The following is a 15,556-nucleotide window of genomic DNA, read 5'->3' as shown; positions in this document are numbered from 1 at the left end:
TGGCGGGCGATGATCGCGCTGCTCGCGCTGGCGCCCGTGGCGTGGGCCGCGACGGCTGCGGCGCCGGTCACCCTGCGCTTTTCCGGCACCGCGCCGGGCAGTGCGCTGCCCGAGGGCTGGAAGGCCTATGCGATGTCGCGGCATCGTCCGATCGCGCGCATGGCGATCGTGCGCGACGGCGGCGACAGCGTGTTCAACATCGACGCCAACCACGCCGCCGGCGCCATCGCCCATGCACTGGACCTGCCCGCCGCCAGCACGCTGACCTGGCGCTGGAAAGTCGACCGCAGCGTGGCGGCGGCGGACATGTCCAGGAAGCAGGGCGACGATTTCGCCGCGCGCGTCTACGTGTTCTTCGACGTGCCGCGCTCCAGTCTCTCGTGGCTGCAACGCATGAAACTGAAACTGGCCAGCCGCTCGCTCGGCCACGCCATGCCCACGGCGGCCCTGTGCTACGTGTGGGACAACCGCCACCCGATCGGCACCATCGCGCCCAGTCCGTTTTCGCCCCTGATGCGCACCATCGTCCTGCAGAGCGGCAACGCCCGCGCCGGCACCTGGCAAATGCAGCACCGCGATCTTGCCGCCGACTACCTGGCCGCGTTCGGCCGCCCGGCACCGCGCGTCACCGGCATCGCGCTCTCCGCCGACACAGACAACACCGGCGGCCACGTACAGGCCTGGTTCGGCGACGTGACGCTCACGCCGGCCGCGTCGAAACCCAAGCCGTAGGGCGGGCACCGCCCGCCGGCCGCTTCGCGGCATGACGATGGCGGGCCGTGCCCGCCCTACGATTTCGGCTTGGCCAGACGGCGCGGCTTGGCTTGCGCGGCGACGATCAGTTCCTGCAGGTAGGCGATGCCTTCCTCCTCGGGGAAGAAGGCGACCACGTCGGCCACGCTGAGTCCGTAACGTTTGCGCAGGGCGAGGAACTCCTCGCGGGCCTGCGCCAGACGCTGCTCGGCAGCGGCTTTCTTGCCGAGCGGCCCGGACGGAGCGGGCGACTGGGTCTTGCGTTCGAGTTGGGCGAGTTCTTCCTGGAACTGGCGGAAGTCGTACTTCGAGGCGGTCATCGGGTCACTGTTCGGGGCGGGGGCCGCGCATTTTCGCATGGCCGCCGCGCCGGCGGCTCGCGTCCTCAGGCGGCGCTGCGGGCGCCCCAGTTCGTGCCGGCGGAACGGCCGCGGTGACGTGCCGCGGCATACGCTCGTGAAAAACGCGCGGCGCAGCTGTCGTCCTTCGTCACCTCCGCCGGGGCTGCGGCGACCCTCGGTGCGGGTTCGCCAGCAATGGCGGGCGCGGGCTGCGATGGGCCGGAGCAGGCATGCTGCAAGGCTTGCTGCAAGGCCTGCTCGCCGGCCTGCCCGGTCAGCGCCATGCGGCACGCGGCGTGGCGCATCAGGAAATGGATCGCCAACTCTTCCGGCGAATTCGGCGCGGTGCGATCGATGACTTCTTCCATGGCTGCTTCTCGATGACGGAACCGGGGCGGTTCACTGAAACCAGCAGCAGAAACCGTGCCAAGTGAGAACTGCGTCACAAGATCGGGCCTCGTCGACCGCGGTCCTCCGAACTGAATCGCCCCGGGTTCTGAGGAGGCTCCCACTCTTGAGAGGATGGAGCCATGAACAAGTCCACGAAGTTTTCCCCTGAGGTCCGCGGGCGCGTGGTGCGCATGGTGCAGGAGCACCGCGGTGAGTACCCATCGCTGTGGGCCGCCGTGGAGTCGATCGCTCCGAAGTTTGGCTGCGTGCCGCAGACGTTGCTGAGCTGGGTCCAGCGGCACGAGATCGACAGCGGCGTACGCGAGGGCGTGACCACCGCCGAAGCGAAGCGCGTGAAGGAGCTGGAGCGCGAGAACAAGGAGCTGCGCCGGGCCAACGAGATCCTGAAGCTGGCCAGCGCTTTTTTTGCCCAGGCGGAGCTCGACCGCAAACTCAAGTCCTGAGGGCCTTCGTCGACGCGCATCGCGCCACGTTCGGGGTCGAGCCGTTCTGCAAGGTATTGCAGATCGCCCCGTCGGGCTATCGGCGGCATGCCGCGCAGGTGCGTGAACCGCACCGCCGCTGTGCCCGGTCCAACCACCACCGCCTGCTCGGATCAATCGGCTATATCCCCCCCCGGCAGAGGCCGAGGCAAGCCTTGGTCTCAACTTGCAAGCGCAACACCCGGTGAGAATTTCGCCATCTCCTCGGCCAGGGCTTCCTCCGGGGTTCTCCATCCCAGCGTTTGCCTCGGCCGGCCGTTGAGCAGGCGGGCGATGTCGTTGAGCAACGTCTGGCTGGCAATCGACAGGTCGCTGCCCTTGGGCAGGAATTGGCGCAACAGCCCGTTGGTGTTCTCGTTGCTGCCGCGCTGCCACGGCGCATGCGGATCGCAGAACCAGATGTCCATCTTCAACCGCTGGCTCAGCTCCCGGAAGTTGGCCATCTCGCTGCCGCGATCGTAGGTCAGGCTCTCGCGCAGGAAGGCCGGCAGCTTCTTCATCTGGCGAGTGAAGCCTTCCACCGCATCCGCCGCTGTGCAGCCGTCCATGCGACAGAGCACCACGAAGCGTGTCTTGCGTTCCACCAGCACGCTACCGCAGAGCGGTTGTAGGCGCCCTTGATGAAGTCGCCTTCCCAGTGGCCGGGCGCCAGACGATTCTCAATGTGTTCCGGTCGATTCTCGATCCGCAGCGCTTCCGGCACAAAGCTGCAGGCCGAGGCCGTTGTCCTGCGGCGCCCACGCCTGGGCTTCGACTGGCGCAGCGCGGCGACCATGCCCTGCTTCAGCGCGCCTCGCGGCTGGGCGTAGATGGTCGCGTAGATCGTTTCGTGGCTGACCAGGCCGGGGCGTTCGGACTCGGGCATCTGGCGCAGTCTGGCGGCAATCTGCTGCGGCGACCAGCGGGAGAACACAAGCCGATCGTGGACGTGCTGGTAGAGCGCCGTGCCGGGCGTCAGCAGCAGCGAGCGCCGACTTGCGCCGCGACGTTCGCGATAGCCTTCAGCAGCCCGCGTCGCGTCGTACATTCCGGGCCCGGCGCGCCGCAGCTCACGCGAAAGAGTCGACGGCGAACGGCCCAGCCGGCGAGCAATCGAGCGTAGGCTGCTGCCGTTCTGGCGCTCGATCATGATCATCGCGCGATCTTCGGGACTCAGGTGATGGTAGGTTCTGCGCATGGCAACGCCTTGATATGGGGGCGTTGCACTTGGAAGTTGAGTCTAAGAGCTACTACCGGCAACTCGCCAGTCAGGCAGCCCCCGTGGAGGTCTGACTTAAACCAAACAGCCTCCACGGAACCCGGGGCGATTCAAACCGTCTAGGTCGCCAACTAGCTTTGACCCCCGCCGCGAGGTCTCGAAACCTGAGATCCAAATCGCCCTATGATCTGGCGCATCATCTTTTAGCTCCGTTGAGAATTCGCTCGGTCATGAGGTGCGACCCGAGGTTTGCTCGCTCACCTGGTTGCAGCCATCTACGCAAGGAAGGTCATATGAATCGTCAGAATGAATCGACCCACAGCACCGTCGTGCTTCCGGATCTCCTAGATAAAGTCATAGAGCGGGGGATCACCAACGTCCGTCGCAAGCTCGTGGCGGGCTACAGGAACAAGAAGAACTCTCGCCCCAACGCGAAAACTTCTGATCCTGGGGCCGTGCTCTCAGATACGTTGGACGCGACAGGCGCATCCAGTGTGCTGGAGGTTGCTCAGCGAGGACAGGCATGGAAAGAAGTGATCACGAAGTCATTCGTGAGTGGCATTTCGTCCATCACGACGATCAAGTTTGACGGCGCGTTTACCGTGAAAGGTGGCGTCGCCGAAGGCATGCGCGACATGCCGAATGCGCCTGGGGTTTATGTCGTCTTTGACAAAGAAAACCGGCCTGTCTATGTGGGAGATAGCACGAAGCTGGGCAAGCGCTGGGTCGCTGGTCATATGAACGACTATCGGCGGGGCAGACGGATGGGCAAGCCCTACAAATTGGATAGCGTGCTGGAGGAGGGGTGCACAGTGCGGTGGATTGTCATGGGATCTAAGGAAACCGCAGCTGCATTGGAAGCTCACCTTATCCGGGAGCATAAGCCCGCGATCAACAGTCGCGAAGAGCTTCTGACGGAACAGGGCACCCGCAGCAACCAGGAGGGGAAGAAGATCAAGGATTCATCCGGAAGCACTGCAAAGCTGGTTGGTGGTGCGGCAAAGGAAGGCTTGGCTAACATGTCTTTCGCGATACTTGAGCAATTGGCTGATGCTATTTGTTTTGCGCTAAAGGATGAGCTTGCGGACATCTGCTTCGGAGAAGGGAAGCCAACGCTTGCCGAGCGTGTGGAAAGATTTCTGCGCAAGGTTTTCGAGGCCGTTAAGGGTTTGGTGACGTCCGCGATGCAGTTGCTTTCTGGGCTCATCGAGTTCGTGGTTAATGCATTGTCCAAGGCCATCGCTGAGGTTTATGCGCTCGTGAGGAACCTCTGCGATCTCGCCAAAGGCGCATGGGATCTCTATCGAGGTTCGAAGACCATGAGTCGGGAAGAGCTCATCGTCAAGATCTCTGAGACGGTCCTCGTCAGCGGCATGTTGGTCTTCTGGGACGCGATCGACCCTCTTATCGAAACACAGCTGACTGCCTTCGTTGGACCGTTCGCGCCCTACCTGGCGGCCTCGCTAACCGCAATTGGCTTTGGTGTCAGCAGCTACTGCTTGAGAAAAGTCATTCCCGCGGCGGTGGCTTACATCGTCAATCTCAAAACCGGCTGGCATGACGCTCTAGACGCGGCTCGGGACGCGGTTGACCAATTGGTGATCGTGGCTCAACAGGAAATGATCCTCATGGGTGTGGCACGCGAATATTATGAGTCGACGCAAGGGTTTGTCATGGCGACGATAGAAAGCACGGCTGTTCTGCGGGAGCACACGTCAATCAAGCGTCTCGATATGCGCCATTTGGTGGCGCTCCCGTACGACAAGCCAGAGGCTCAGCCATGAGCGAAGTGATTACTCCCAAGCTGGTCAAGCTCGCAGAGCCAGAATGCGTGGATGCATCGGTGACTCCAGCAGACGCTGAGGCCCCTTCGGCAGGGGACGCCCTGGTCCAGTTTGAGGGGCACCTGAACAATCTCGCCGAATCTATGGCCTCAGTGGAGGGCGCTGGCAAGCTGGCTGACTCCTATCAGAACAAGGGGGCTTTCACCCTGTTCATAGGCTCGTTTACCGGCACCGGTCAGAAGGACCTCGCTCGCATGGTCGGGCAGCTGGCGGGGAGCCTCCATACGACACAATTAGCTCTCGAACTGGTGATGAAGATGCAGATCCGCAAGAATGCGGTTCTGCGTGATTTCCACGATGCACTGACCCGGAAAATCGAAAATCTCGCTGCGGATTCGACTACGCTTGACGCCAATCAACGCGAGGCTGCGATCTTCATCCTCACCGAGTTGCGCCGGCACGTTGAAGAGCAGATGGCTCACCGGGCCATGGTCGAGGCACATGACGATCAGCTGCAGGCGCTAGGTGCGCAACTGCGTTCCACCAGTGAGTTGCTCGTCGAGAGCGAGGCCAAGGCTGCGCACGAAATCGCTGGCCTCAAGTCAAACTTAGCTCGATCTGAGCAGGCTTGTGCTCAGGCCATTCAGCGGATCTCGCTACTTGAAGATGCCCTGCGTCCGATGCACACGTTCTGGGGCAAAATGTTGCGCTACGCATTACCAGTGGCTTCCTTGATCTTGGCAGGTGTAGCGTTGGACATTGTTGTTGCTCATGGGTAGCCGTCGCGGCAGTCCAATCGCGTGTTTTGCGACGAGGTTGCACCAAGATCCCCCTAGTTGAGCGGGATTGGCCTGCCCATGAAAGGAGAGCTCATATGTTTCGCATCATCGGCGCCGCTGTGGTCTATGGATTCGCGCTATTCGGATTGGCAACCTATCTTCAAAAATCATCGTGTCCTGTCGAGTGATGGCAGTCAGGCACTACGATACAAGGGCGCCCGAGGGCGCCCTTTCTCTTTCAAAAGATGATCCGTTCGCGCTGGTCAATCGCGGTTTGTAAGGCGACCGCATGCTTTGACTTCGCTTCTTGGACCTGCAGCGCTGGCGCAGGCAGGAAAACGACCCGAGTCTTTGTTTTCGTGTAGACCCGACGTCCCCCCGCTTTGAGTAACGGGACCGTTTGGAGTCCGAGGTCAAAGGGGATGGAATCGAACCGCCGACACGGGGATTTCCAGGGGACGCGCTTGACGCAATTAGTCACTGTATCCCTGCTAAGAAGTTCAGAGATGCGACACTCCCGAGACCCGTCCTCAGCCTGATTCCCTCGTTTGGGGACCATGCCTGCAAATGCGATCCGTCGAGCTGGGGAACACTCATCCGAGCTGGGGAACGGGGAGGGGGACAGGGGGACCACAAACAAAAAAGCCCACTGGGCAAAGTGGGCTAAGTTGTTGATTTACATGGTGGCCGGGGACGGAATCGAACCGCCGACACGGGGATTTTCAATCCCCTGCTCTACCAACTGAGCTACCCGGCCGGGAACCTGGCGATCAAGCACAACCGGGTGGGTTGCCGTTGATGCGTGGAGCCGTGCATTAGACCCAAAGTGTGCGGAATCGTCAAGACGCGGAAGGCGGCGGGGTGAAGCCAGCGGCATGGTCGACCTCGCCGCCGAAGAGGAATTTCTCCATCTGCTCGCCCAGGTACTGGCGCGATTTCGCGTCGAGCGGGTTGAGCCGGTATTCGTTGATCAGGGTGGTCTGGTGGGCCAGCCATTGCTGCCACGCGGGCTTGGAGATCTCGGCATAGATGCGCTGGCCGAGGGGGCCGGGCCAGGGTGCGAAGTCGAGCCCTTCGGCGTCGACGTGGAGCTTGCTGCAGTGGATGGTGCGGCTCATCGGTTCATTCCTGTGCGCCCGCGCGAAAAGCGCGCGGGTACGGCGGGGGAGTGTGCGATGCGCGCGGGGTCGGGTCGCTGATCTGCGGCAAGCGGAGTGGCCGACACGGCGCATTCGCGACGAGTGCGCATTATCGGCGATGGGCGCGGGCTTGTCGCGCGGGGGTGTGTGACAAACCCCCGGCGGTGGCCCGGTGTGCGGTCAGGCGGCCTGCTTGCCGTTGGCGGAGGCGAACACCTGGTCGGCCCACTGCGTGGCGCCCAGGTAGATCGAGGCCATGCTCATGATGCGCTGGGGCGTGGCCATGCCGCTGGTCATTTCGCCGGCTTCCCAGGCGATGATCTGCTTGAGCAGGGTGCCGTAGGGACCGCTGCGGTCGGTCAGCGCGTCGCTGACTTCCGGCACCAGCCGCAAGTGGCTGAGCAGGAAATCCATCGGTGCGCACATCAGCGTGTCCAGCAGCGAGAACAGGCCCACGGTGAAGGCGGTTTCAGGCGAGATGGCCGAGTTGCCGGCGGCGAATTTCTCGCACATGTGCGCACGGATCAGCGCCGCGCGCAGCAGCTCGGGCGGGTGGTCGTCCATGCCGCACAGGGACATCGTCTCGATCCAGTTGCGCATGCGCGTGACGCCGAAGAAGATCGCCGCCTGCTGCACCGACTTCAACTGGCGCGGCAGGGCGAAATAGGCGGAGTTCACGCAGCTGAGCAGCTTGTAGCTCAGCACGGCGTCGTCGCGGATGATGTTGCCCAGTTCCACCGGCCCGGGGTTCTTTTCCTGCAGCGCGCCCATCAGCCGCAGGATGCTCATGCGGTTGGCGGTAAGCACCGGCACGGCGACGGGCTGCGGGATCAGCAGGAACCGTCCCTGGATCGCCTGCACCTGCAGCTCCAGGCAGCGCTCGTAGGTGGGGTGGTCGTTGACCTGGCCGATGACCACGCGGATGCCGCGGGCGAACAGGTACTCGGTGCGCTCCTTCAGCGTCTCCGGCGTCAGCCGGCTGGCGTCCAGCCGCACCAGTTGCACGATCTGCAGCAGCGCCTGCAGCTGGCGGCTGCTTTCCGGGTCGATGTCGCCGGCTTCCAGCAGCAGCTGGCAGCCGCGTTCGGCCATCTGCTGCAGGCGCTTCATCAGCGCCGCGTCGTCGGCCACCGAAGGTTGCAGCACCACGCCAAGGCGCGGCTGGTGCAGCAGCACGTCGGAGTCTTCGGGCAGCAGTTCGGCTGGCAGGTTGAGGAAGGCGCGGTTGCCGCGCACCAGCCGGGTCAGCGCGCCGTCGGTGATGGTGGAGAGCACGCTGCGCAGCAGGTTCTGCTCGTCACCCGGCTCGCAGTGGAAGACGATTTCATAGGCGAACAGGTTGCGCTCGCGGTCGAGCATCGGCGTGCGCAGCACCGGCAGCGGCGTGGCCAGCGGAACGAGTGCCGAGGCGGGGGGCTGTTCGGTGGCGCTGGCGTGTTTCGGGGAGGCGACGGGGGAGGCGTGGAGATTGCTCATGGTCGGTCATCGCATCGGTGCGGGGCCAGCCGGCGCCGGCCGTGTGGTCAGTGGGGGTGTCGCCTGCGGGGACAGGTGGCAGCGAAGGGGTGGGATGTCGCGTTCATGCGGCGGCCAGCGATTTGGAGCGCAGGCTGCCGTGCAGTTCGCCGCCGCTGCCATAGAGTTCGCCTTCGCCGGCGTGGCCGGTGAGGATGGCCAGCGCCTGGCGCAACTGGGCCAGCCGCTGGTTGACCAGGCTGCCGTTGCGCAGGTTCAGCGCGTGGCAGTGGCGCAGCACCTGCAGGATCTGCGCCCAGCGCGATTCGCGCGATGCGTCGCTGACCGGCTGCTGGCGCTGCAGCAGCCGACGGTCGGCGTCGAGTTGCTCCAGTTGCTGCATCAGCGCCTGCTTGCGGTTGCCCGCCGCGTCCAGCGCTGCCGCGTCGGCGATGTCCAGCGCGGCACGCTCGGCTTCCAGCGTGGTCTGCAACTGCTCGGCACGCTGCTGCATCTCGTCCAGAACGGACGCGAGCGCATCGTTCAGTTCGTGCTGCAGCGGCTGCCTCATGCCTTGTCCGTGCCGCCGAGTTGCTGATCCATCGCCAGCAGGCGTTCGGCGATCTTGCCGGCGTCGATCTTGTAGCTGCCGTCGGCGATGGCCTGGCGCACCTGTTCGACGCGTTTGGCGTCGATCGGCGAGGCGTCGCCCAGCCGGGCGACCTCCTGCAGTGCCCGCGCCGAATCGGTCAGCTTGAGCTGATCGGCGTTGCGTGGCGCCGCGACCGAAGCCTCCGGCGCGGCGGCTGCATTGGCCGAGGTGCCGCTGCCCGTGCCGCTGCCGGCCTGCGGCAGCTTCGGCAAACCGTTGTTGGTAATCGTCGTGTTCATGGAACCCGTCCCGCTGGAGTGTGCCCTGTGACTGGATAATCGGCCGCTGTCCGGAAAACTTTAGCAGCCCGTCGAAAAATCGACCGGGCCGCGACCGTCGCTCGCGCCGTGGCGCAAGTGACTGATTTTCATGGTTCGAATGAGGGGTGTCGGTTTCATGGCAGGGCCACCACCACGCCCGGCGCGCTGACCATGGCGTCGATCACCCGCCCCGATGCCGCGTTGCGCACGCGCAGGCGGGCGCCGTTGTCGCCGCTGCCCAGCGCCACGCCTTCGGCGCGCACCGAGATGCCTTCGAGCTGCGCCAGCACCTGCACGTGGTCGCCCGCGCGCACCATGCGCCGCCCGCCCAGGCTGCCGGGACTGAGCACGCTGCCGCGCGCCAGTGCGCGCGAAAGCGTGCGGCCGGCGATCTGCTCGAGGTTGTCCAGGTAGCCGTAGCCGAGGCGGGTCACGTCGCGTTCCTCGACGTGCACGTCGGCGGCGCCGATGCCGTCGCCGCGCAGCAGCGCGCGGCTGCTTACCAGCACCTGGCGAAACACCTGCAACTGGATCGGCACGCGCACGATCCAGCCGCCGGGCTGCGGGCACTGCACCGGCACGGTCATGCGCGAGCGCGGCTGTGCCTGTTCGGAAACGAGCGCGCGCAGCGGCTCGCTGCATGCGTCCAGTTGCAGGCGCGTGTCCAACGGCTCGGTGCTGACCACGACGCGGCTGCCGGGTCGGCTGTAACGATCTTGCATCGCCTGTTTGGCTGCCGCGCGCACGCTGTCGAGCGACTGCGTGGCAGCGGCATGCGCGGTGGCGCTGCCCAGCAACGCGACCAACCCGACGGCGGCGAGGGCGGCGCGCAGGGTCATGCGTCGGCCAGCAGGGCGTCGAGCTGGGCCAGCAGGGCGTCCTGGCCCGCTTCGAGTTCGCGTGCCACGGCGCCGGCCTGGTCGAGTTGCCCGGCGCCGAGCAAGGTGATGAAGCGCTGGCCCTGTTCGCCCAGTTGGGTGCCGGCATCGCCGAGCGCGGCGCCGTTGTCGCTGCCGCGACGCAGCCGGGCGAGCCGCTGCACGCCGCTGACCAGGGCGTGGGTGTCGAACCAGCGCCGGTCCAGCGCGGCCGGTTCGAGCAGGGCCAGGCTCATCGCCTGGCGCAGGTTCATGGCCGCTTCGCGCACGGTCAGGCTGAGGCTGGCCGGGTCGTTGCCGCTTTCGCCTTCCAGCCAGTCCAGGCCCAGGCGATGCGCCAGCAGGGCAGCGCGATGGAGCGATTCGGATTGGCGCCGCGCCTCGCTGCTGCGTCGCTGCGAAGCGCCCAGTGCCGCCTGCGCGGTGGTGGCGCGCGCGTGTTGCGCGTCGTGACCCTGTTGCAGCTTGCGGATGCGTTCGCTGGCGGTACGCAGGGTGGCGCTGCCTTCGCCCAGCTGGTTGCTGCACTGGCTCACGCCGACCTGGGCGCGCTTGAGCTGCTGCAGGCCGTGGTTGACGTCGCCATCGAGCTGCAGCGAGAAATCGCCGATGGAGACGGTGACGGTCTCGATTTCAGTGGTGGTCAGCGCGGTTTTCTCGGCCAACTGCTTGACCTCGTCGGCCACCACCGCGAAGCCGCGCCCGGCCTCGCCGGCGCGGGCCGCCTCGATGGCGGCGTTCAGCGCCACCAGGTTGGTCTGATGGGCGATCTCCTGCACGGCGCCGGTCAGCTTGCGTATCTGCGCGACCTGTTCGGCCAGCTTGCTCTGGTTGCGGTTCATTGCGCTGAGCGCGCTGCGCAGCAGGCGCAGCTGGCCGTCCAGCTCGCTGACGCCGTCGGCGCCGACGCTGCCGGCGTGGCTGGCCTGCTCCAGGTCGGCGCCCAACTGCTGCAGGGCCGTCGAGATCCCGGCGCTGCCATCCGTCAAGCGATCGACGCTGGCGCGGCTTTCGGCGGCGGCCTGGTCCAGTGCGGTCTGCTCGCGCGCCAGTTGTTGTGCGGCGCCGAGCACGAGGCCTTGCTGTTCCATGGTCTGCAGCGCCACCGCCGACGGCGGCCGACTGGCGGCGCGCGCCAGCAGCGGCGCCAGTACCGCGGCGGTGCGCGGGTGGCGGTGTCGCAGCACGGCGAGCTCGGCGTCGTCCCCCTGGGCGGCGGCTTTCACCAGGGCGGCAATGTGCTGTTTGAGAAGAAAGCTCATGGTGCTGGCATCGACTCGCAAAGGAATGGAATGGCTGCTGCATCGGCCACAGGTGTCGAAGCTTGAGCAAGCAATCCGCATGCCAGTGGGTGCGGCGATGTGATCACCCCACCACTGGGGGCGGGCTTTGCCGGCTAAAGGCGGGGCATGCCCGGCCGATAGCGCAGCAGACGGTCGCGTGGCGGCCGCGCTTGCCGAGGGAGGCCGCATGGCCGGCACATTGCTGGAGAAAGTGGAGCAGCACACGCGGCTGGCCGGGCACAACCGGGTGGCGATGCTGTTGTTCCGGCTGGGCGACCAGCAGTTGTTCGGCATCAACGTGTTCAAGGTGCGCGAGGTGCTGCGCCGACCGCCGATGGAGCGCCTGCACGGCGTGCACGAGTTGATCGCGGGCAGCTGCGATTACCGCGGGCAGACCATTCCGGTGATCGATCTGGCTGCCGCGCTGGGTTACGCGCCGCTGCGCGAGGTGGAATCGGCGCACCTGATGGTGACCGAGTTCAACCGCTCGGTGCAGGGTTTCCTGGTGGCCGACCTGCAGCGCATGGTGCATTGCGCGGGCGACGCGATGGCAGCGCCGGCCAGTGCGCTGGGGTTCGGTTCGCGGGTGAACGCGGTGACCCGGGTCGATGGCGCGCTGCTGGCGGTGGTCGACGTGGAGCACGTGCTGGCCAGCATCGACGCACCGCCGGCCGAGCTGTCGGCGGGGCTGCAGCGCGAGGCCAGCCATCGTTCGCTGGCGTCGCGGCGGGTGATGGTGGTGGACGATTCGGGCATCGCGCGGCGGCGGCTGGTCAACCTGTTCAAGCAACTGGGCACCGATTGCGTGGTGGCCAAGGACGGGCGCGAGGCGCTGGAGCGGCTGCTGGAGCTGGCCGCGGGCGACCCGGCGCAGGCGATCGAACTGGTGGTATCGGACATCGAGATGCCGCGACTGGACGGCTATGCGCTGACCCGCGCGATCCGCGAGGCGCCGACGCTGCGCCGGATCAAGGTGCTGTTGCACAGCTCGCTCAGCGGCATGTTCAACGAGGGCATGGTGAAGGAGGTCAAGGCCGACCGCTTCGTGGCGAAGTTCCACCCCGACCAGCTGGCGCAGGCGGTGATGGAGTTGCTGCCCGAACCCGTCGCCGCGCCGCAGGCGGCAACCGGCTGACGCCGGGCACGCGGCGCCGGGGCCGCGTCAACAAACCGTCTTTCGCCGCGGCATCTGCCTGACGGCGCCGCGCGACATGCGCGGAATTCGAGCTGCCGCAAGGCTTCCCGGCCCGTGGCATGCAATTTGCCTTTCGCTTCCGTGCAGCAGTGCATGCGGAGCGAAACGATGAACCCGTCCACCCCCAATCTGTTCGGCATCCATACCCGGGCGCTCGACCTGTGGCAGCGCCGTACCGAAGTGCTGGCCAACAACCTGGCCAATGCCGACACGCCCGGATACCTGGCGCGCGACGTGGATTTCCGCAAGGTGCTGGCCACGGCCAGCGACGCGGCGAACGGCGTGACGCTGGAAACCGACGCGCCGGGCCAGATCGCCGGCGCCGGGCGCAGCGCCGAGGCGCTCGCCTACCGCGTGCCGACCCAGCCCGGCATGGACGGCAACACCGTCGATGCGCAGGTGGAGCAGGCCGCGTTCGCCGCCAACGGCGTGCATTACCAGGCCAGCCTGTCGTTCATCACCGCGCAGATCCGCATGTTGCGGATGGCGATCAACGGAGGCCAGGGCTGATGTCGATGTTCTCCATCTTCAGCGTGGCCGGCTCCGGCATGGCCGCGCAATCGACCCGCCTCAACACGGTGGCCAGCAACCTGGCCAATGCCGACAGCGTGGCCAGTTCGCCCGAAGCGGCCTACCGCTCGCGCGAGCCGCTGTTCGCGACTGTCCGCAACCAGCAGGGCGCCGGCGATCCGAACGCGCCCGGCGACGGCGTGCAGGTGCTCGGCGTCACCGAGAGCCAGGCGGCGATTCCCCGCCGCTACGAACCGGGCAACCCGCTGGCCGATGCCGACGGCTACGTCTATGCGAGCAACGTCAATCCGGTCGACGAGCTGGTCAACATGATTTCCGCTTCGCGCTCCTACCAGAACAACGTCGAGGTGATGAACTCGGCGCGCCAGCTGCTGCAGAAGACCCTGGACCTGGGCAAGTGAGGCGCCTGCACATGAATCACCTTCAGTCCGCCACGAGGAACCACGCATGAGCGACATGGCGATCGGCAATGCCGCCAGCGCGGCGAAGGCAGCCAGCCTGGGCAAGGAGAAAACCCTGGGCCAGGCCGACTTCCTGAGCCTGCTGGTGCAGCAGATGCGCAACCAGGACCCGACCAAGCCGATGGATTCATCGCAGATGGTCAGCCAGCTCGCGCAGATCAGCCAGGTCTCGGCGACGCAGGCGTTGCAGGCCTCGTTCGACGATCTCGGCAAGTCGCTGCAGGGCAACCAGATCCTGCAGGCGAGCGGGATGATCGGCCGCGATGTGGTGGTGCCCGCCGAGGCCGGCACGCTGGCCGCGGGCGGCATGGACGGCGCGGTCAACGTGCCCGACGGCGGCGGCCAGGTGTTCGTCAAGATCACCGACGCCAGCGGCACCGTGCTGCGCACGATCGACCTGGGCAAGCCCGCGGCCGGGTTGGTGCGCTTCCACTGGGACGGCATCGGCGACAACGGCGAGGCGCTGGCGCCGGGCACCTACGGGCTGGCCGCGCAGGCCGGCAACACCGCCGTGGCGACTTACGTCAGCGGCAAGGTCACCGGCGTGGGCATGACCGGCGCCGACGGCACCTATCTGGACGTGGATGGTTTTGGCGGGGTCCTGCTGAGTCAGGTCGCACAGATCAACTGACGACCTCAAGGGTCGCAACCGAACGAGGAAATGCTCCGATGGCATTCAACATTGCACTGAGCGGTCTGAACGCCGCCTCGAAAGATCTCGAGGTCACGGCCAACAACATCGCCAACACCGGCACCACCGGTTTCAAGGGCTCGCGCGCGCAGTTCGCCGAGCTGTTCAGCGCGGCCGGCCCCAACTTGAGCTCCAGCCAGGTCGGCAGCGGCGTGCGGCTGACCAACGTGGCGCAGCAGTTCACCGCCGGCAGCGTGGAGACCACCAACAACAGCCTGGATTTCGCCCTGAGCGGCGAGGGCTTCTTCACCATCCGCGACGGCAAGGGCTACTCCTACACCCGCGCCGGCGCCTTCCAGAAGGACCAGAACGGCTACGTGATGAACGCCAACGGCCAGCGCCTGCAGGTGTTCCCGCCGGTGGCCGGCGGCGGCTTCGACACCAGCACCATGACCGACCTGCAGCTGTTCACCGCGCAGAACGCGGCCAAGGCCACCAGCTCGGTGCAGATGGCCTTGAACCTGCCTTCCGACGCCACGCCACCGGCCACCGCCTTCGACCCGCTGAACGATCCGTCCAGCTACAACCAGGCCACGCCGTTCACCGCCTACGACTCGCTCGGCGCCACCCACAACGGCGTGGTGTATTTCGTCAAGGACGCGGCGGCCAACGTGTGGAACGCCAACCTCTACATCGACGGCACCGCGGTCGGCACGCCGCAGACGCTGACCTTCGGCAGCAACGGCAGCCTGGTTGCCCCTGCCAACGGCCAGCTCGCGTTCCCCGCCGCGGCGGTGAGCCCGGGTGCCGACCCGATGCAGCTGACCCTGGACATGACCAAGGCCACCCAGTTCGGCAACGCCTACGCCGCCAGCGCGATCAACCAAGACGGCTATCCCACCGGCATCCTGTCCAGCATCGACGTGTCGCGCGAAGGCGTGGTGCAGGCGAAGTATTCCAACGGCCAGAGCACCGCGCTGGGCCAGCTGGCGATCGCCCAGTTCAGCAATGAACAAGGCCTGCGCCAGCTCGACAACACCAACTGGGCGGCCTCGTACGACTCCGGCACGCCGGTGATGGGCGCCGCCGGCAACGGCACCTTCGGCAGCGTGCAGGCCGGCGCGCTGGAGGCCTCCAACACCGCCGACCTCACCGCGCAGCTGGTCAACATGATCAAGGCGCAGCGCAACTACCAGGCGAATGCGCAGGTGATCTCCACCGACAACCAGCTGACCCAAACCATCATCAACATTCGCAATTGAGGGAATGGGGAATAGGGAATGGGGAATCGGAAGAGCGGATCACCGCACCTTGCCTGCTCCT

At 66.0% G+C, this 15,556-nt stretch carries 16 protein-coding genes, 1 tRNA gene, 2 pseudogenes and 1 other annotated feature; of the genes and pseudogenes, 9 read left to right on the top strand and 10 right to left on the bottom strand.

Annotated elements, in window-relative coordinates; genetic code table 11:
• The first annotated feature begins 9 nt into the window (after positions 1 to 9).
• Complete coding sequence (locus ACVCL9_RS09565; RefSeq protein WP_447098309.1) at positions 10 to 732, top strand: DUF3047 domain-containing protein; 723 nt, start codon at positions 10 to 12, stop codon at positions 730 to 732.
• Between the two features lie 56 nt (positions 733 to 788).
• Here ACVCL9_RS09565 and ACVCL9_RS09560 read toward each other — a convergent pair whose 3' ends face one another.
• Together ACVCL9_RS09560 and ACVCL9_RS09555 are read right to left on the bottom strand one after the other, a co-directional pair.
• Complete coding sequence (locus ACVCL9_RS09560; protein ID WP_447098310.1) at positions 789 to 1,073, bottom strand: 2-hydroxyacyl-CoA dehydratase; 285 nt, start codon at positions 1,071 to 1,073, stop codon at positions 789 to 791.
• Positions 1,074 to 1,138: 65 nt separating this feature from the next.
• On the bottom strand, positions 1,139 to 1,462 hold the full coding sequence (locus ACVCL9_RS09555; protein ID WP_447099565.1) for a hypothetical protein: 324 nt from the start codon (positions 1,460 to 1,462) through the stop codon (positions 1,139 to 1,141).
• 162 nt (positions 1,463 to 1,624) lie between these two features.
• Here ACVCL9_RS09555 and ACVCL9_RS09550 point away from each other — a divergent pair.
• Positions 1,625 to 2,097: pseudogene (locus tag ACVCL9_RS09550) on the top strand (transposase); the annotation flags it as partial.
• Positions 1,903 to 2,019 (top strand) — a sequence feature (AL1L pseudoknot). Its footprint overlaps the pseudogene before it by 117 nt.
• Positions 2,098 to 2,148: 51 nt before the next feature.
• Here the strand turns inward: ACVCL9_RS09550 and ACVCL9_RS09545 are convergent.
• Positions 2,149 to 3,164 (bottom strand): annotated as a pseudogene (locus tag ACVCL9_RS09545) (IS30 family transposase).
• A gap of 314 nt (positions 3,165 to 3,478) precedes the next feature.
• Between ACVCL9_RS09545 and ACVCL9_RS09540 the strand changes: the two are divergent.
• Entirely contained in the window at positions 3,479 to 4,969 is a 1,491-nt protein-coding gene (locus ACVCL9_RS09540; protein ID WP_447098312.1) for a nucleotide excision repair endonuclease, read from the top strand.
• The gene (locus tag ACVCL9_RS09535; RefSeq protein WP_447098313.1) at positions 4,966 to 5,748 is read left to right on the top strand and encodes a hypothetical protein; all 783 of its coding nucleotides are present in this window, start codon (positions 4,966 to 4,968) and stop codon (positions 5,746 to 5,748) included. The genes ACVCL9_RS09540 and ACVCL9_RS09535 overlap by 4 nt, the downstream gene beginning before the upstream one ends.
• Positions 5,749 to 6,429: 681 nt before the next feature.
• Here ACVCL9_RS09535 and ACVCL9_RS09530 read toward each other — a convergent pair.
• The 7 genes from ACVCL9_RS09530 to ACVCL9_RS09500 form a co-directional block, all read right to left on the bottom strand.
• Positions 6,430 to 6,505, bottom strand: a tRNA-Phe gene (locus ACVCL9_RS09530).
• 82 nt (positions 6,506 to 6,587) lie between these two features.
• On the bottom strand, positions 6,588 to 6,866 hold the full coding sequence (locus tag ACVCL9_RS09525; protein ID WP_447098314.1) for an oxidative damage protection protein: 279 nt from the start codon (positions 6,864 to 6,866) through the stop codon (positions 6,588 to 6,590).
• A gap of 201 nt (positions 6,867 to 7,067) precedes the next feature.
• A complete protein-coding gene (locus ACVCL9_RS09520) occupies positions 7,068 to 8,363 on the bottom strand; it encodes an EAL and HDOD domain-containing protein (protein WP_447098315.1) in 1,296 nt (431 codons plus the stop codon).
• A 103-nt stretch (positions 8,364 to 8,466) separates the two neighbouring features.
• Complete coding sequence (locus ACVCL9_RS09515) at positions 8,467 to 8,913, bottom strand: flagella synthesis protein FlgN (RefSeq protein WP_447098316.1); 447 nt, start codon at positions 8,911 to 8,913, stop codon at positions 8,467 to 8,469.
• Positions 8,910 to 9,233 (bottom strand): flagellar biosynthesis anti-sigma factor FlgM, encoded by a 324-nt coding sequence (gene flgM / locus ACVCL9_RS09510; RefSeq protein WP_395119841.1) that lies wholly within the window; start codon positions 9,231 to 9,233, stop codon positions 8,910 to 8,912. The genes ACVCL9_RS09515 and flgM overlap by 4 nt, the downstream gene beginning before the upstream one ends.
• A gap of 155 nt (positions 9,234 to 9,388) precedes the next feature.
• Positions 9,389 to 10,093 carry a flagellar basal body P-ring formation chaperone FlgA gene (gene flgA / locus ACVCL9_RS09505; RefSeq protein ID WP_447098317.1) on the bottom strand — a complete coding sequence of 235 codons (705 nt, stop codon included), beginning with the start codon at positions 10,091 to 10,093 and terminating at the stop codon, positions 9,389 to 9,391.
• Positions 10,090 to 11,394 carry a methyl-accepting chemotaxis protein gene (locus ACVCL9_RS09500; RefSeq protein ID WP_447098318.1) on the bottom strand — a complete coding sequence of 435 codons (1,305 nt, stop codon included), beginning with the start codon at positions 11,392 to 11,394 and terminating at the stop codon, positions 10,090 to 10,092. Before ACVCL9_RS09500 ends, flgA begins: the two co-directional genes overlap by 4 nt.
• A gap of 208 nt (positions 11,395 to 11,602) precedes the next feature.
• On the opposite strand from ACVCL9_RS09500, the gene ACVCL9_RS09495 reads away from it, so the two are divergent.
• From ACVCL9_RS09495 to flgE, 5 genes are all read left to right on the top strand, one after another.
• Positions 11,603 to 12,550: a chemotaxis protein gene (locus tag ACVCL9_RS09495; RefSeq protein WP_395119838.1), complete on the top strand. Its 948-nt coding sequence runs from the start codon at positions 11,603 to 11,605 to the stop codon at positions 12,548 to 12,550.
• A gap of 168 nt (positions 12,551 to 12,718) precedes the next feature.
• Complete coding sequence (gene flgB, locus ACVCL9_RS09490) at positions 12,719 to 13,120, top strand: flagellar basal body rod protein FlgB (RefSeq protein ID WP_447098319.1); 402 nt, start codon at positions 12,719 to 12,721, stop codon at positions 13,118 to 13,120.
• Complete coding sequence (flgC, locus tag ACVCL9_RS09485; protein WP_447098320.1) at positions 13,120 to 13,542, top strand: flagellar basal body rod protein FlgC; 423 nt, start codon at positions 13,120 to 13,122, stop codon at positions 13,540 to 13,542. The genes flgB and flgC overlap by 1 nt, the downstream gene beginning before the upstream one ends.
• 46 nt (positions 13,543 to 13,588) lie before the next feature.
• Entirely contained in the window at positions 13,589 to 14,233 is a 645-nt protein-coding gene (locus ACVCL9_RS09480) for a flagellar hook assembly protein FlgD (RefSeq protein ID WP_447098321.1), read from the top strand.
• 38 nt (positions 14,234 to 14,271) lie between these two features.
• Positions 14,272 to 15,495 carry a flagellar hook protein FlgE gene (flgE, locus tag ACVCL9_RS09475; protein ID WP_395119834.1) on the top strand — a complete coding sequence of 408 codons (1,224 nt, stop codon included), beginning with the start codon at positions 14,272 to 14,274 and terminating at the stop codon, positions 15,493 to 15,495.
• Positions 15,496 to 15,556 lie beyond the last annotated feature (61 nt).

The sequence above is a fragment of the Rhodanobacter sp. UC4438_H5 genome (assembly GCF_052978405.1).
Note: the sequence above shows the minus strand (reverse complement) of the source record. Positions and strands in the feature narration are given on the sequence as shown.

Bases quoted from the DNA above. Each gene is read 5' to 3' on its own strand.
- ACVCL9_RS09565 (WP_447098309.1), top strand. From the start codon at position 10: ATGATCGCGCTGCTCGCGCTGGCGCCCGTGGCGTGGGCCGCGACGGCT.
- ACVCL9_RS09560 (WP_447098310.1), bottom strand. From the start codon at position 1,073: ATGACCGCCTCGAAGTACGACTTCCGCCAGTTCCAGGAAGAACTCGCC.
- ACVCL9_RS09555 (WP_447099565.1), bottom strand. From the start codon at position 1,462: ATGGAAGAAGTCATCGATCGCACCGCGCCGAATTCGCCGGAAGAGTTG.
- ACVCL9_RS09540 (WP_447098312.1), top strand. From the start codon at position 3,479: ATGAATCGTCAGAATGAATCGACCCACAGCACCGTCGTGCTTCCGGAT.
- ACVCL9_RS09535 (WP_447098313.1), top strand. From the start codon at position 4,966: ATGAGCGAAGTGATTACTCCCAAGCTGGTCAAGCTCGCAGAGCCAGAA.
- ACVCL9_RS09525 (WP_447098314.1), bottom strand. From the start codon at position 6,866: ATGAGCCGCACCATCCACTGCAGCAAGCTCCACGTCGACGCCGAAGGG.
- ACVCL9_RS09520 (WP_447098315.1), bottom strand. From the start codon at position 8,363: ATGAGCAATCTCCACGCCTCCCCCGTCGCCTCCCCGAAACACGCCAGC.
- ACVCL9_RS09515 (WP_447098316.1), bottom strand. From the start codon at position 8,913: ATGAGGCAGCCGCTGCAGCACGAACTGAACGATGCGCTCGCGTCCGTT.
- flgM (WP_395119841.1), bottom strand. From the start codon at position 9,233: ATGAACACGACGATTACCAACAACGGTTTGCCGAAGCTGCCGCAGGCC.
- flgA (WP_447098317.1), bottom strand. From the start codon at position 10,093: ATGACCCTGCGCGCCGCCCTCGCCGCCGTCGGGTTGGTCGCGTTGCTG.
- ACVCL9_RS09500 (WP_447098318.1), bottom strand. From the start codon at position 11,394: ATGAGCTTTCTTCTCAAACAGCACATTGCCGCCCTGGTGAAAGCCGCC.
- ACVCL9_RS09495 (WP_395119838.1), top strand. From the start codon at position 11,603: ATGGCCGGCACATTGCTGGAGAAAGTGGAGCAGCACACGCGGCTGGCC.
- flgB (WP_447098319.1), top strand. From the start codon at position 12,719: ATGAACCCGTCCACCCCCAATCTGTTCGGCATCCATACCCGGGCGCTC.
- flgC (WP_447098320.1), top strand. From the start codon at position 13,120: ATGTCGATGTTCTCCATCTTCAGCGTGGCCGGCTCCGGCATGGCCGCG.
- ACVCL9_RS09480 (WP_447098321.1), top strand. From the start codon at position 13,589: ATGAGCGACATGGCGATCGGCAATGCCGCCAGCGCGGCGAAGGCAGCC.
- flgE (WP_395119834.1), top strand. From the start codon at position 14,272: ATGGCATTCAACATTGCACTGAGCGGTCTGAACGCCGCCTCGAAAGAT.